Source organism: Mesorhizobium sp. BR-1-1-10, from assembly GCF_020165595.1.
In the GTDB taxonomy this organism is placed as follows: Bacteria; Pseudomonadota; Alphaproteobacteria; order Rhizobiales; family Rhizobiaceae; genus Mesorhizobium; species Mesorhizobium australicum.
This window is the reverse complement of record NZ_JAIUIL010000005.1, coordinates 229,584-244,767: the sequence shown is the minus strand read 5'-3', so window position 1 is coordinate 244,767 and position 15,184 is coordinate 229,584. Positions and strand designations below refer to the sequence as shown.

At 63.8% G+C, this 15,184-nt stretch carries 13 protein-coding genes; 6 read left to right on the top strand and 7 right to left on the bottom strand.

Annotated elements, in window-relative coordinates:
* Nucleotides 1-14 precede the first annotated feature (14 nt).
* Nucleotides 15-1,025 (top strand): xanthine dehydrogenase accessory protein XdhC, encoded by a 1,011-nt coding sequence (gene xdhC / locus LB555_RS12645; protein ID WP_224682990.1) that lies wholly within the window; start codon nucleotides 15-17, stop codon nucleotides 1,023-1,025.
* Here the strand turns inward: xdhC and LB555_RS12640 are convergent.
* From LB555_RS12640 to LB555_RS12630, 3 genes are all read right to left on the bottom strand, one after another.
* Nucleotides 1,022-2,269 (bottom strand): LLM class flavin-dependent oxidoreductase, encoded by a 1,248-nt coding sequence (locus tag LB555_RS12640; RefSeq protein WP_224643413.1) that lies wholly within the window; start codon nucleotides 2,267-2,269, stop codon nucleotides 1,022-1,024. The two genes, xdhC and LB555_RS12640, sit on opposite strands and share 4 nt — an antisense overlap.
* Nucleotides 2,266-3,258 (bottom strand): LLM class flavin-dependent oxidoreductase, encoded by a 993-nt coding sequence (locus LB555_RS12635; protein ID WP_015314313.1) that lies wholly within the window; start codon nucleotides 3,256-3,258, stop codon nucleotides 2,266-2,268. Before LB555_RS12635 ends, LB555_RS12640 begins: the two co-directional genes overlap by 4 nt.
* Before the next feature lie 89 nt (nucleotides 3,259-3,347).
* Entirely contained in the window at nucleotides 3,348-4,268 is a 921-nt protein-coding gene (locus LB555_RS12630; RefSeq protein ID WP_015314312.1) for a LysR family transcriptional regulator, read from the bottom strand.
* A 132-nt stretch (nucleotides 4,269-4,400) separates the two neighbouring features.
* On the opposite strand from LB555_RS12630, the gene LB555_RS12625 reads away from it, so the two are divergent.
* The 4 genes from LB555_RS12625 to LB555_RS12610 all read left to right on the top strand — a co-directional run bounded on the left by LB555_RS12625 (nucleotide 4,401) and on the right by LB555_RS12610 (nucleotide 8,964).
* Nucleotides 4,401-5,618 (top strand): urate hydroxylase PuuD, encoded by a 1,218-nt coding sequence (locus LB555_RS12625; RefSeq protein ID WP_224682989.1) that lies wholly within the window; start codon nucleotides 4,401-4,403, stop codon nucleotides 5,616-5,618.
* Nucleotides 5,619-5,620: 2 nt separating this feature from the next.
* Nucleotides 5,621-6,934, top strand: a complete 1,314-nt coding sequence (gene guaD, locus LB555_RS12620; RefSeq protein ID WP_015314310.1) for a guanine deaminase — start codon at nucleotides 5,621-5,623, stop codon at nucleotides 6,932-6,934.
* 76 nt (nucleotides 6,935-7,010) lie between these two features.
* Nucleotides 7,011-7,517, top strand: a complete 507-nt coding sequence (locus LB555_RS12615; RefSeq protein ID WP_015314309.1) for a heme-degrading domain-containing protein — start codon at nucleotides 7,011-7,013, stop codon at nucleotides 7,515-7,517.
* A gap of 181 nt (nucleotides 7,518-7,698) precedes the next feature.
* Entirely contained in the window at nucleotides 7,699-8,964 is a 1,266-nt protein-coding gene (locus LB555_RS12610; RefSeq protein WP_041163250.1) for a glycerate kinase, read from the top strand.
* A gap of 9 nt (nucleotides 8,965-8,973) precedes the next feature.
* Here the strand turns inward: LB555_RS12610 and LB555_RS12605 are convergent, their stop codons facing one another.
* From LB555_RS12605 to LB555_RS12590, 4 genes are all read right to left on the bottom strand, one after another.
* Nucleotides 8,974-10,443, bottom strand: coding sequence for a UdgX family uracil-DNA binding protein (locus tag LB555_RS12605; protein WP_015314307.1), 1,470 nt, complete (start codon nucleotides 10,441-10,443; stop codon nucleotides 8,974-8,976).
* Between the two features lie 2 nt (nucleotides 10,444-10,445).
* The gene (locus LB555_RS12600; RefSeq protein WP_224682988.1) at nucleotides 10,446-11,681 is read right to left on the bottom strand and encodes a putative DNA modification/repair radical SAM protein; all 1,236 of its coding nucleotides are present in this window, start codon (nucleotides 11,679-11,681) and stop codon (nucleotides 10,446-10,448) included.
* A gap of 84 nt (nucleotides 11,682-11,765) precedes the next feature.
* Complete coding sequence (locus tag LB555_RS12595; protein ID WP_224682987.1) at nucleotides 11,766-13,151, bottom strand: glutamine synthetase family protein; 1,386 nt, start codon at nucleotides 13,149-13,151, stop codon at nucleotides 11,766-11,768.
* Nucleotides 13,152-13,183: 32 nt separating this feature from the next.
* Nucleotides 13,184-14,563: an aspartate aminotransferase family protein gene (locus LB555_RS12590; RefSeq protein ID WP_224682986.1), complete on the bottom strand. Its 1,380-nt coding sequence runs from the start codon at nucleotides 14,561-14,563 to the stop codon at nucleotides 13,184-13,186.
* Nucleotides 14,564-14,721: 158 nt separating this feature from the next.
* Between LB555_RS12590 and LB555_RS12585 the strand changes: the two genes are divergently transcribed.
* Nucleotides 14,722-15,174 (top strand): hypothetical protein, encoded by a 453-nt coding sequence (locus LB555_RS12585; protein ID WP_224682985.1) that lies wholly within the window; start codon nucleotides 14,722-14,724, stop codon nucleotides 15,172-15,174.
* Nucleotides 15,175-15,184 lie beyond the last annotated feature (10 nt).

The window sequence follows — 15,184 nt, the reverse complement described above, 5'->3', positions numbered from 1 at the left end:
GGGAACCGTGAACCATGAACTCGAACGTGCAAAGCCTGAAAACCTTTCTCGGCAGCGCCGCGCGACTTGCCCTGGTCGAAGTGGCCGGTACCAAGGGCTCGACGCCGCGCGAGAAGGGCGCCTTCATGCTTGTCTCGCCGGCGGCGATCTTTGGCACGATCGGCGGTGGTCAGCTCGAATACATGGCCATCGACAGAGCCAGGCAGATGCTCATCTCCCCCCTCGAGGGGGAGATGGCCGCGAAGCGGCCAGAGGGGGTCCTCGCAGGAGGCACCGCAAGGGGGTCGAGCACTGCCGCAACGACCCCACCCGGCGGCTTCGCCGCCACCCTCCCCTCGAGGGGGAGGGGAACCCGCATCGAAGTCGACGAAATCTGCGCCACGCTCGATGTGCCGCTTGGGCCGGAGATCGGCCAGTGCTGTGGCGGGCGCGTCGAGGTGCTGATCCGGCTGGTCGATGCAGCGCTGGCCGCCGAACTGGTTGCGGCGGCGGAAGCCGAGGAAGCCCATCTGCCGCACGTCTACATCTTCGGCGGCGGCCATGTCGGCCAGGCGCTCGCGTCTACGGTAGCGCTTCTTCCCGTGCACGGTGTCGTCATCGAGACGCGGGCCGAGGCGCTGGAAGGCATGCCGGAAACCGTCGAGACGCGGCTGACGCCGATGCCGGAAGCCGAGGTTCGCGCCGCCCCGGCCGGCACCGCCTTCGCCATCCTCACCCATGACCACGCGCTCGATTTCCTGATCGTCGCAGAGGCGCTGAGACGCGGCGACGCTGCCTATGTCGGCATGATCGGTTCGAAGACCAAGAAGGCGACATTCAGAAACTGGTTCCTGAAATCGGCGGACGGCACGGAGGCTGAATTTGGCGGGCTCGTCTCGCCGATCGGTGGCGACGCCGTCAAGGACAAGCGCCCGCAGGTGATCGCCGCACTGGCGGCCGCCGAGATCATGACGGCTCTAGTCGTGCACGGGGCGGCCTCGAACCCAGGGCATCACGCTCCGCATGGCAAGGCGATGGCCGGCTAGCTCGGTCGCTTCAAGCCCAGATGCGCACGCAGCGTGGTGCCTTCATACTCCATGCGGAATAGGCCACGCCGCTGCAGTTCCGGCACCACCAGCGCGGCAAAGGCATCGAGCTCGCCAGGGAAATAAGCGGGCATGACGTTGAAGCCGTCGGCGGCACCGCCTTCGAACCGCGCCTGCAACTCGTCCGCGACTTGGGCCGCTGTCCCGACGATGCGCCAATGCCCGCGCGCCCCGGCGAAATGCCGCGCTAGCTGGCGAATGGAAAGACCGTCGCGGCGCGATTGCTCGACGACCAGGGCCTGGCGGCTTTTCATGCCCTCGCTCTCGGGCAGTTCGGGCAGCGGTCCGTCGATCGGATAGCGCCAGAGGTCGGAGATGCTGAGATAGCTGGACAGCAGCGTTACGCCGACATCGTCCGGGATAAGTTCCTGCAGTTCCTCGAATTTCTCGCGCGCTTCGGCCTCGGTTTCCGCCACCACGGGCGCGACGCCGGGCATGATTTTGATGTCGTCGGGCTCGCGCCCATGGGCCGCCATGCGCCCCTTGAGGTCGTCGTAGAAGGCCTTCGCCTCCTCGAAGGTCTGTGCGGCCGTGAACACCACGTCGGCGGTGCGGGCGGCGAGGTCACGGCCGACATCCGAGGCGCCGGCCTGGACCATGACAGGCGCGCCCTGTGGCGAAGACGGCAGATCGAGCGGGTCGCGCACCGAAAAACTCTGGCCGACATGGCCTGATGCTTTGCCGTGCCACAGCCCGGTGACAACCTCGGCGAACTCACGCGCCCGCTCATAGCGGTCGGCGTGAGGCTTGAGGCCCGTCGCACCGAAATTGGCGGCTTCGATCGGGCTGGCCGACGTGACCAGATTCCAGCCGGCCCGGCCGCCGCTCAGATGGTCGAGGGACAGGAAGGTCCGCGCCAGGCCGTAAGGCTCGTTGTAGCTGGTCGATGCCGTGGACACGAGGCCGATGCGGCTGGTCTGGACGGCCAGCGCCGAAAGCAGGCTGATCGGCTCGAAGCCGATCGAGCGCGACGTCTGGCTGGCGATGCCGACATTGGCCTCGCGCAGGCCGGCGGCGTCCTCGCAGAAGATCATGTCGAACTTGGCGGCTTCCGCCGTGCGCGCCAGTGCGATGTAGTGATCGATGTCGATGCCAGCGGTCACATGCGTCTTGGGATGGCGCCAGGCGGCGATGTGATGGCCCGTCGCCCACAGGAAGACACCGAGCTTCATGCGCGCGCTCATCGGTCACCTCCGCCGGCAAGGCCGAGATGCGCGCGCATGGTTGTTCCGACGTGGTTCTCTCGAAACAAGCCGCGTCGCCGCAGTTCGGGCAAAACGTGATGGACGAAATCATCGAGCACCGCAGGCTCCGGTGACATCAAGATGTTAAACCCATCGCAACTTTTCGCCCGAAATTGTTCCTCCAGCCTGTCGGCCAGCCCGATGATGCCTTCGCTGGGAAGCGATATGCAGGTCAGCACCTTCACGGTATCCGGTTCGCTCCCGCACATGGAAACGCGGTGCCGGAAGTCGTCATAGCGTGCCTTACTCTCTACCGCCGGCCATTCGTCCCATACGATGATGTCCGCGGCGCGGGCGGCGATGTCGAAGTCGGCCTCCGACAGACCGGACAGCACCAGCACCGGCGTGTCCTGCGGCGAGCGTGCGACGTTCAGCGGGCCGCGCACGGAGAAGAATTCGCCCTTGTGGTCGAGGAGGTGCATCTTTTCGGGGTCGTGGAAGCGGCCGCCGCTCTTGTCGAACAGGAGCGCGTCCGCATCCCAGCCGTTCCACAGGCGCTGGACGACGGCGATATATTCCTCGGCGCGGCGGCGAAAATCGTCATCGGAGAACTCTTCCGGTCGGCTGAAATTGCCTGCTTCGTCTGGCGCTTGCGTCATGGTCGCATTCCAGCCGGCGCGGCCATGGCTGATGATGTCGAGCGAAGCAAAACGGCGCGCCAGATTGTACGGCTGGTGAGCAACGGTCGAGGCCGCGGCGACAAGGCCGATCTTTTCGGTCACGGTCGCCAGCGCGGCGACGAGGGTGGTTGCTTCGAACGGGCTGGTCGACCGCTCGCCGTCCGGCAAGGAATCCGAGATCATGACAATCTCGATACCGGCCGTCTCCGCCTTCCGCACGAAGGCGGAGATCTCACCGAATGTCAGACCGGCCTGCCCTGTGGCAGAAGCAATGTCGAGCGAAACGGCGAGATGCATCTTGCGGCCCATCTGGCTGCCAGCGACGTCGCACAGCCATCCGGCTCCAACCTAGGCCGGCTTTCGGGCAAGGCAACCGGATCCGATGGGCCAGGAGCCCGTCACTTGCCGGCCAGGATGTCCTTGATCAGCCGCTGGCAGCGCTCCGCCATGAAGTCGAGCAGCAGGCGCACCTTGGGATCCTGCAGCTTCTTGTGCGGATATACGGCAGCGAACTGCACCGGCGTAGGCGGGGTGCTGGCGAGAATGACCTTCAGCCGCCGGTCGCGGATGAACGGCTCGACCTCGAAGCGCGGCTTGTTGATGATACCGCGTCCCGACAGAGCCCAACCGGTCAGCACGTCGCCGTCATCGGTGTCGTAGGGCCCGTGCACTTCGAATTTTTGCTGGCCGGCCGGCGTTTGCAAGGTCCAGACATATTCGCGTGCGCCGGAATAGCGCAGCATCAGGCAGTCATGTCTCCTGCCGATCAATTCCTGCGGATCCATGGGCTCGCCGCGTGCCTCAAGATATTTGGGTGCGGCGACCAACACACGTTCGCATTCCATGATGCCGCGCATCCGAAGGCTGGAGTCCTCGATGATGCCGAGCCGGAAGGCGACATCGATGCCCTCTTTCATGATGTCGACATTGTGGTCCGAGAGCCTGAGCCGCACCTCGATATCAGGGTATTTGTCGTGAAAATCGGGAATGCCCGAGGCCACCAGCCGCCGGCCGAGCCCAAGCGGCGCCGTCACCTTGATGGTGCCGCGCGGCTGGCCGGACAGTGCCGAGACGGCCGCCTCCGCTTCAGTGATCGCCTCCAGAACCTGCTTCGCGCCCGAGTAGAACACGGTGCCGTGCTCGGTCGGCATCAACTGCCGTGTCGTGCGGTTGAACAGCCGGACGCCGAGATGCTTCTCCAGTTCCTTGATACGGTTCGAGGCGACCGCCGGCGAAATGCGCATGTCGCGCCCGGCCGCCGACAGATTGCCGAGCTCGACGACGCGGACGAAGACGGCGATGTTGTCGAGATAGGCCATGCGGAGCACCTTCGCCGGTTTGCAGGGATCAACCTAGTATTTTCCAATTTTTTTTGAAAGTCATCGCACACCTCGCCTCTTTCCGTTTACGCGCCACACCTTAAAGTCGCGTCATCGGCAGGGACGACTTCAATGATGGATTTCGCGATTTTCTGGGACTGGCTGAGCTTCGCCGTGCGCTGGCTGCACGTCGTCACCGGCATCGCCTGGATCGGCTCGTCCTTCTATTTCGTCGCGCTCGATCTGGGCCTGCGCCAGCGACCAGGCATGCCCGTCGGCGCCTTCGGCGAGGAATGGCAGGTGCATGGCGGTGGCTTCTACCACATCCAGAAATATCGGGTGGCGCCGGCCGAGATGCCCGAGCATCTGACCTGGTTCAAGTGGGAATCCTACGCCACCTGGCTGTCCGGTTTCGCCATGCTGTGCGTGGTTTATTACGCCGGAGCGGACCTGTTCCTGATCGATCCCAATGTGCTGCCGATGTCGGTGCCAATAGGCATCCTGCTGTCGATGGCGACGATCGGCGTCGGCTGGGTGGTCTATGATCTCCTGTGCCGCTCGCCGCTCGGCAAAAGCGACACCGGCCTGATGCTGGTTCTCTATTGCGTGCTGGTGTTCATCGCCTGGGGACTGACGCATCTGTTCACCGGCCGCGCCGCCTTCCTGCATCTTGGCGCCATCACCGCGACGATCATGTCGGCCAATGTCTTCATGGTCATCATTCCGAACCAGAAGATCGTCGTCGCCGACCTCATCGCAGGACGCAAGCCGGATCCGAAGTACGGCAAGATCGCCAAGCAGCGTTCGCTCCACAACAACTATCTGACGCTCCCCGTGCTGTTCCTGATGCTGTCGAACCACTATCCGCTGGCGTTCGGGACGCAGTTCAACTGGGTCATCGCCTCGCTGGTGTTCATCATCGGTGTCTTGATCCGCCACTATTTCAACAGCGTGCACAAACGTGCCGGCAACCCGCACTGGACCTGGCTGGGCGCCCTTGTCCTGTTCCTCATCATCATCTGGCTGTCGACCGTGCCGAAGGTGCTGACCGGTGAACCCAAGGTTTCCGCCTCGGCGCAAGTCTATATCGCTTCGGCGCATTTCCCGGCGGTGCGCGACACCGTGCTTGGCCGCTGCTCGATGTGCCATGCCGCGGAGCCGGTCTACGAGGGCATCTACCACGCGCCCAAGGGGGTGATGCTGGATACGGACGCGGGCATTGCTGATCATGCCCGCGAGATTTACCTGCAGGCAGGCCGCAGCCACGCCATGCCGCCCGCCAATGTCACAGAGATCACCGACAAGGAGCGGGCGCTGCTGGTCGCCTGGTTCGAAGGCGCGGGGAAATAAGCATGACCTCGACACTTCTGCGCGGCCGCACGCTGTCCTTCGTGCGCTGGCCGCTAGCCATCGACGACCACTCCGCCTGGCGCTACGAGGAAGATGGTGGCCTGCTGATAAGCGGCGGCAGGATCGTTGCATCGGGCGCCTACGCCGATGTCGAGAAACAGGCGGGCGAGGGGACAAAAAAAATCGATCACCGGCCGCATCTGTTGCTGCCGGGCTTCATCGATGCCCATGTGCATTTCCCGCAGATGCAGATCATCGCTTCCTATGGCGCCGAACTGCTCGACTGGCTGAACACCTACACCTTTCCAGAGGAAACAAAATTCGCCAACGCGCAGCATGGCCGCCGCATCGCGCGCCTGTTCCTTGATGAGACGGTGCGCCATGGCACGACGACGGTCGCCGCTTACTGTTCGGTGCACAAGGCGTCGGCGGAAGCCTTCTTCGCCGAGTCGCACGCGCGCGACATGCTCAACATCGCCGGCAAGGTGATGATGGACCGCAACGCGCCCGAAGGCGTGCTCGACACACCGCAATCCGGCTATGACGACACCAAGGCGCTGATCGCCGAGTGGCACGGCAAGGGCCGCCAGCTTTATGCCATCACGCCACGCTTCGCCATCACCTCCTCACCGGAGCAGATGGAGATGGCCGGCGCGCTGTGCCGCGAACATCCCGACCTGCACATGCAGACGCATCTGTCGGAAAACCACGCCGAGATCGCCTTCACGCAACAGCTCTACCCCTGGTCGCGCGACTACACCGATGTGTACGAACATTACGGGCTGCTTGGCAAAAAGAGCCTGTTCGGTCATTGCATTCATTTGTCGGAGCGTGAGGCGGACGCGCTGTCGGACAGCGGTTCGGTGGCGGTATTCTGCCCGACCTCCAACCTGTTCCTCGGCTCCGGCCTGTTCGACTATCAGCGCTTTCGCTGCCGCGACAAGCCATTGCGCATCGCGACCGCCACCGATGTCGGCGGCGGCACCAACTATTCGATGCTGCGTACCATGGAAGAGGGCTACAAGGTAATCGCGCTCAATGGTGAGAAGCTCAACCCGTTCCAGTCATTCTGGCAGATCACGCGTGGCAACGCCGAGGCGCTGTCGGTGGCGGACAGGATCGGCACGCTGGAGGATGGCACCGACGCCGATATCGTCGTGCTCGATGCCAGGGCGACGCCGGCGATGCGGCTCAGGATGGAAACGGTCGAGACGCTGGCGCAGGAACTGTTCCTGCTGCAGACGCTGGGAGACGACCGCGCGGTGCGCGAGGTCTATGTCGCGGGGCGGCCTGCCAAGAGCGACATCGCAATTTAGCACTGCGGCGTGTTCCCCGCTTGACCCGGCGGCAGCCATCGGTCAAAGCGTGCGGCGAAGTTGACAGGGGAACGACATGGCCGTTGCTGACGACATCGCTCTGATCAAGAGACAGGAAGAGACGCTTGTCTTCACGGCCTTCGACGAGGCTGTCGCCTTCGAGATCGGTTCGGCCATCCGCGACCGGGCGCTCCGGGAAGACTTGCCCATCATCGTCGACATCAGGACCTTCGACCGGCCGCTGTTCTATGCCGCGATGCCGGGCTCGAACGCTTCCAATCCCGACTGGGCGCGGCGCAAAATCAATGTCGTGAAGCGCTATCTCAGAAGCACTTACCGGCTGGTGCTGGAGCAGCAGCGCCCCGACCGCACCTTCAAGATCGGCGAGGGGCTCGATATTGCTGACTATGTGTTGGCCGGCGGCGGCTTTCCGGTTGCGGTCAAGGGCGTCGGTGTCATCGGCGTGATCGCGGTCTCTGGCCTGCCTGAGCGCCAGGATCATGGCGTGGTGGTCGATGCGCTGTGCGATTACCTGGCCATCGATGCAGGCCAGCTTGCTCTGCCGCCGGAAGAAAAATCGTGACGTCAGCGCTGCCCCTCCCCCTCACCCTCACCCTCTCCCCGTATAGAGACGGGGAGAGGGGCGTACCAACGCTGGAGCGCTTCCCTTCTCCCCGTCACTATACGGGGAGAAGGTGCCGGCAGGCGGATGAGGGGCGGGGCCAGCCTTGCGGCTATTCGCAAATCGCCGATGGCAGCCAAGGATGACCGTGCTCGATCCCGAATCCTTCCTCATCTCCATCTTCGACGCCGCCGTCGCGGCCGCCGATCCGGAAAAGACCATTCGCGATCATTTGCCGGCAAAGCCGAAGGGCCGCACCATCGTCATCGGTGCCGGCAAGGGCTCGGCGCAGATGGCGGCGGCCTTCGAGAAGGTCTGGGATGAGACGATCGAAGGCCTGGTCGTTACCCGCTACGGCTATGGCGCCAAATGCGAGCGCATCGAGATCATCGAGGCCGCACACCCGGTGCCGGACGCTGCCGGGCTCGAGGCCTCGCGGCGCCTGCTGGAGAAGGTGCAAGGGCTGACAGCGGACGATCTGGTCGTGGCGCTGATTTCCGGCGGCGGTTCGGCGCTGCTGCCGTCTCCGGCCGCCGGCCTGACGCTGGCCGACGAGATCGCCGTCAACGAGGCGCTGCTTGCCTCCGGCGCGCCGATCGCGGCGATGAATACCATCCGCAAACACCTCTCCACCATCAAAGGCGGCCGGCTGGCTGCCGCGGCCTGGCCGGCCAAGGTGGTGTCGCTGGTGGTCTCCGACATCCCCGGCGACAATCCGGCCCTTGTCGCCTCCGGCCCAACCGTTCCCGATGTCGGCAGCCGTGAGAATGCCCTGGCTTCTATATCAGCCTATGGCATGAAACTGCCGGACGCGGTCATGGCGCATATCCAGTCGCCGGCGGCCGACGCCCCAGATCCCGGCGATCAGCGCTTTGCGCGCAACGAGGTGCATCTGATCGCATCGGCCGGCGTGTCGCTGGAAGCGGCAGCGGTGGAAGCGAGGCGGCAAGGCATCGAAGCCGTCATCCTCTCCGATGCCATCGAAGGCGAAGCACGCGAGGTCGGCGGCGTCCACGCGGCCATCGCCCGCGAAGTGGCGACGCGCAACCGGCCCTTCCAAAAGCCGGTTCTGATCCTCTCGGGCGGGGAGACCACCGTCACGCTGCGGGCCAAAGGCAAGGGTGGCCGCAATTCGGAATTCCTGCTTGCCTTCGCCATTGGCATCAATGGCATCGAAGGCATTCACGCCCTGGCGGCCGACACTGACGGCATCGACGGCTCGGAAGACAATGCCGGCGCCTTCGCCGACGGCTCGACCGTTTCGCGCATGCGCGCGGCGGGTGTGGATGCCAAGGCGATGCTGGCCAGAAACAATGCCTGGACGGCCTTCAATGCCGTTGGCGATCTCTTCGTGCCCGGCCCGACCGGCACGAACGTGAACGATCTCCGAGCAATTCTCATCCGCTAAACCGGCAGATCAAGCCGCTATCAGCTTCTTCACCTGCTTCATATCCTGCAAAAACCGCTCGCGTTCGGCTTCTTTGCCGGCGCGATCCCGAATGCGCAGGATGAAGGAGGGATGGATGGTGAGGAAGACACGCAAGCCATCCTCGCGTTCGATCACCTGGCCCCGCATCTTGGTCACCGGGACCGCCTTGCCAAGCAGGGATAGCGCCGCCGTGGCGCCGAGCGCCACGGCGAGATTCGGCTTGATCAGGTCAAACTCGTGGTCTAGCCACCAGCGGCAGGCTTGAACCTCGCCGACATTCGGCTTGGAGTGGATGCGGCGTTTTCCGCGCGGTTCGAATTTGAAGTGCTTGACCGCGTTGGTGACGTAGACCTTCAGCCGGTCGACCCCGGCATCGTCCAATATGGCATCGAAAACCTTGCCCGCCGGGCCGACGAACGGCTGGCCGGCGAGGTCTTCCTGGTCGCCCGGCTGTTCGCCGACGAAAATCACCTTGGCGTTGTCAGGCCCTTCGCCGAATACGGTCTGCGTCGCATCGCGCCAAAGCGGACAGCGGCGGCATCCCTTGGCGGCCTCGCGCAATTCGGAAACCGTGTGCGCGGCATCGTCCTCAGGCGCTTCGGTAGGCTCATGCTTAGGCCAGTGCCTCGCCTGCACCTTGGCGTGGTGCGGCGCGGGCATTGTCGGCATCTTCGCAATCATATCCCTGGCGGCCTCGTCCGCTCCTGCGATCAAGTCAGGAATGAGCGAGGCCTCGGGAAGGTTCCGCCAATATTTCTTCGGCATCTCCTTTTGCATGGCCTTCACCTTGAGGCGTGCCGGATTGAAGATGTTCTCGAAATAAGTCCTCCACAGCGTCTCGGTATCGTCCTTGTCTGGCGCATCGCCCTTGGCCGCGCCCGGCCCGATCGCCAGCCTCTCGCCATCCCAATCGGCGGACGCGTAAGGCGTCAGGATCGTCCAGCGCATGCCGGTAAAACGCCTGACGAAGAAATCCGCATTGCGCTCGACGATGAAATGGTCGGGTTCGAACCAGGCGACATAGCGTTCATCCTCACCGTCACCGATCTTCCGGAAGCGGACGAAGGCGTGCATCTTGTGGCTGTCGCGCCGCACCGCCTTTTCCATGGTTTCAAGCCGTTTGGTGTCGGGATCCGATGCGATCGCCAGCAATTTGGGCTCGGTGCGCAGCCGCCACAGCAGCCTGTAGAGAAAGGCGAAACGTCCGGGATCGGAATGGCAGAAGGCGGTCTCGGCGTGGCCGATGAAATCGCGTGGCACAATGAGCTCAGCGCCCTGCGGCACGTCAGGCAAGTCGCTTGGCGGCCGGTCAAGACCGGCTACGACATGCCAGCTGATGTCCTCGGGTCTGACCTCATTCAACGCCAGCCGCCGAGCCGCGTCGCGCCAGCCGGCGAAATCGGTCTGGCTTTCAAGCCAAACGGTGTGGCGGGTGAGGTCGAGCTCGGCCGGCCGCATCGTCAAAACAGCGCCAGTTGTTCGCAGGATTGCACGATCTTGCCGCGCAGTCCGGCCTTGTCTGTGAGCGCGCCTGGCGACCAGCCTTCGGCGATGATGAAGGGCTTGAGCTTGGCGATCGAATGGCAGAGCCGGCCGACATCCTCGAGCCGCAGTCGCCGGTAGCGGCGGGTTTCGAGGATTTTCGCGACCACCTTGGTTCCCAGGCCAGGCACGCGCAACAGCGCTTCGCGGTCGGCGCGGTTGACGTCGACGGGGAAACGTCCCCGGTTGCGCAGCGCCCAGGCAAGTTTCGGATCGATGGCGAGATCGAGCATGCCATCGCTGCTGTCGGCCAGGATTTCAGGCTGCGAAAATCCGTAGAAGCGAATCAGCCAGTCGGCCTGGTAGAGTCGGTGTTCGCGCATCAGCGGCGGCTTCCGGAGCGGCAGCGATGACGAGGAATCGGGGATCGGACTGAAGGCCGAGTAATAGACGCGCCGCAAATGGTAGCTGCCATACAACCGGGCGCTGGCGTGCAGGATGCCGTCGTCGGAGGTGTTGTCCGCGCCAATGATCATCTGCGTCGACTGGCCACCCGGGGCGAAGCGTTCGCGTTTTTTGGTCCGCAATGTCGGCTCGGCTTTTTCCTCCATTTTCCGGCGCAAATTGGCCATGGAAAGCCGGATTGTCTCCGGCCTCTTTTCCGGCGCCAGCTTCTTCACGCCCTCGTCGGTGGGCAATTCGACATTGATCGACAGGCGGTCGGCATAGAGCCCGGCCTTCTCGATCAGGTCCGCCGAACTCTCGGGGATGGTTTTGAGATGGATGTAGCCGGAGAATTTTTCCTCCAGCCGCAGCCGCCGCGCCACCTCGACCATCTCGCCCATGGTCTCGTCAGGCGAACGGATGACGCCCGAGGACAGGAAAAGCCCTTCGATATAATTGCGCCGGTAGAAATCCATGGTCAGCTTCACCACCTCGTCGATGCCGAAGCGGGCGCGCCGGACATTCGAGGACGAGCGATTGATGCAATAGCTGCAGTCGTAGATGCAGAAATTGGTCAGCAGGATTTTCAGCAGCGAGATGCAGCGGCCGTCCGGCGCGTAGGAATGGCAGATGCCCATGCCTTCGGTGGAGCCGATGCCGCCGGATTTCAAAGAATCCTTCTTCGCCGCGCCCGATGAGGCGCAGGAGGCGTCGTATTTGGCGGCGTCGGACAGGATTGCCAGTTTCTCACGAACAGGGAGTGCGCTCATTTGTTCATGATATGTTCCGGAAGGCCAATGCGCCAGCTCATTTGATGGTGACGGCGAAAAAGTGATCGCCGCCGGTCCCCCGCATCAGACTTCGTGCAGATAGAGATGATAGTCCAGCTCGCTCACCGTGCGCGCCACGCGCAGGTACTCGGACTGCTTGATCGCCACAAAGGTGCGGTGCAGGTCCTCGCCGAGCGCGCCCTTCAGGAAGCTGGACGCCTTGGCCGCTTCGATGGCGGCCCGCCAATCGGCCGGCATCGTCGTGCGGGTGACGGCCGCTTCATAGCCATTGCCGGTCGTTTCGGGGCCGGGATCGAGCCCTTCGTCGAGGCCCTTGACGATGCCGGCAAGCACCGTCGCGGCAATCAGATACGGATTGGCGTCGACGCCTGATGGACGATGCTCGATGCGCCGGTTCTTTGCATCGCCGGCCGGCACGCGCAACGCCACCGAGCGGTTGTTGACGCCCCAGCTCGGCGCCACCGGCGCATAGGATTGCGAGACGAAGCGCCGCCAGGAATTGGCATGCGGCGCAAACACCAGCATTGATTCCGCCATGGTCTGGATCAGCCCGCCGAGGCCACGCAGCAGCGGCAGCGACCAGCTCTCGCCGGCGGCTTCCGCAAAGACGTTTCGGCCGTCCTTGTCCTGCAGCGAGACATGGAAATGCATACCGGAGCCGGCATATTTCTCGATCGGCTTGGCCATGAAGCAGGCGGTGACACCATGGCGGCGCGCCTGCGCCCGCACCAGCCGCTTCAGCATGACCAGATCGTCGGCCGCCCGCATCACGTCCTTGCGGTAATTCAGCGTCAGTTCGTACTGGCCGGGCGCATATTCGGAAATCACCGTCTCGGCCGGAATGCCTTGCGCCTTGGCGGCGGCGTAGATGTCGGAGAACAACGGCTCCATGCCGTGCAGATGGTCGACTGAATAAACTTCGGTCTTGCCCGAGACGCGGCCATCGAGCACCGCGCGCGCCGGCTGCACCTTGCCGTCGGCGTCGCGCTCATTGGCCAGCAGAAAAAACTCGAGCTCGAAGGCACCGGCGGGATAGAGTCCCTTGGCGGCCAATATGTCGACCTGCCGGGCAAGCGCCAGCCGCGGATCCGACGACATTGGCTGGCCGTCGAGATGATACATCGCCATCAGCAGTTGGCCGCGCGGTGGCTTCGTGCCGTAAAGCGGCACCAGCGTGCCCGGAATCGGCCAGGCCCTCAGGTCGCCGTCGCCGCTGTCCCAGATCAGCCCGGTTTCGTGCACATCCTCGCCGGTGATGTCGAGGCCGAGAATGGAGATCGGCATATGCCGGCCGCCCTCGAAAATGCTTTTCAGCTCATGCCTGCGCACGATCTTGCCGCGCCCCACACCATTGGCGTCGGTCAGCACGATATCGAAGGCCTCGATCTCGGGATGGGCGTCGAGGAAGGCTTGCGCCTCGGTGGGCGTCGAGCCCGAAGGTGAGGTCATGATCGCACTCAAGTTTGGCTTGGGCGCTTGTCTCACGCCGCAAGCTTTGCCGCAACCGCGCCGAACGCGGCGATCAGCCGGTTGACCTGGGTGCCTGACGTTGCCGGCGAGATCAGCATCATGTTGTGGAACGGTGCGATCAGCACGCCGCGATTGACCAGCGCGACATGGATGGCAGCCTCCAGTTCCGGCGCATGCGCAATTTCCGCCTCGGCACCGTTGCGCAGCGGGCCGGGCGCGCAGATGAACTCGACGCGTGCCCCGACGCGGGAGACATGCCAGGGCAGATTGTAACGATCGATCACGCCGTTCAGCCCGGCATCGAGCCGCCGCGCCAGATGATCCATGCGGTCGTAATTCTCTTGCGTCATCACCTCCTCGAGCGTGGCGCGCATGGCGGCGAACTGCAGCGGGTTGGCCGACAGCGTCGTGCCCATGCCGGAATATCCCGGCTCTTTCGTTCTGTTATAGTCGGCATAGTGCGAGGCGACCTCCTCGCTCATGCCCCAGACACTTGCCGGCACGCCGCCGGCAATCGGCTTGCCCAGCACGAACAAGTCGGGCTCCAGCCCATATTTACTGGTGTAACCACCGGGACCGGTCGAGATCGTATGCGTCTCGTCGATCAAGAGCAGGGTGCCGGCTTCACGCGTCAATTTTCGCAGCGCATCATGGTAGCCAGAGTCGGCAAGTACCATGCAGGAATTGGTCAGCACCGGCTCGGCGATGACGCAGGCGACGTCCCTGTCCTTCAATGCGGCCTCGAGAGCGGCGACATCGTTGAATTCGATGACCTTGGCCGTGCGGGTCAGGTCGCGGAATTCGCCCGCCAGTCCCGGCCGGTTGACGGGCTTGCCGTCGATCAGCCGCACCATCGTCTCGTCCACCGAGCCGTGATAGCAGCCGTTGAAGACCAGGATCTTCTCCCTGGAGGTGACGGCGCGGGCGACGCGCAGCGCAAAGCGATTGGCGTCGGTCGCCGTGGTCGCGATCTGCCAGAACGGCAGGCCGAAGCGCTGCTGCAGCAGCGGCCCGATGGCCAGCGCATCCTCGGAAGGCAGCATATAGGTCAGGCCGCGCCCGGCCTGGCGGCGAATGGCGCGCGCCACCGGTGGAGGCGAGTGGCCAAACATCGAACCGGTGTCGCCGAGGCAGAAATCGTCGAGCTTGTTGCCGTCCATGTCGGTGATCGTGGCGCCTCGGGCGCTGTCGACCAGGATCGGAAACGGTGTCGGCCAATCGTTCATCCAGTGCATCGGCACGCCGCCGAAGAAGCCGGGCAGGCCGTTGCCGACCTTGGTTTGTGATCTCGGCCGCGCCTCGCGAAAGGCTGCCCCTTCCGTCTCGCGCAATTGCGCGATGCGGTCGCGGCTGATCCCGCCGATGGTCTTTGAACTATCGCTGCCGTGCATGAAAATCCCTCTGGCTCATTCCTACTTACCCAATCCACCTCCGCAACGGCAATTGGCCGTGCGTCCGTTCTGCATTGGCTCAGTCGCCTGCGGCGGGCGCTTGACCCCGCTTGCGAAGTCGGCGCCAATGCTGTCGGCAACGACAAGCGGGGGAAAGAATGCGGACGATCATCTGCGTGACCATGCTCTTCCTGTCGGCCGGTACGGCGTTCGCGACCGGCGGTATCTGGTGCACCGTCGATGATCCGCAGGTCAAATTCCAGGTTGATGCCGGCGTCACCACGGGCATGGGCGGCCCGACTTTCAATTTCCGCGGCGACCTCGAAATCAAGGCAAGGCCCACGGGTGATCCATTGCGCAAGACGGTGTTAGAGGATGCGAACCTCACCCAGTATTGGCTCGACGACAAGGAACTGCGGCTAAACATCTACCACGAGCAGCAGGTCGCCAAGATCTACAGTTCGGTCGAATTAACGATCCTGACCAGGGCCAGCGACGAGGGCGTCTATGACGGGCATTACAAGCTCGCTGTCTATGACAGCACGGCCGACAAGGAAAGCGACGGCAAGCCCGTCGATCTGACCGGCAAGGTCTCCTGCGGGGCCGAGTGATCGGCCATCC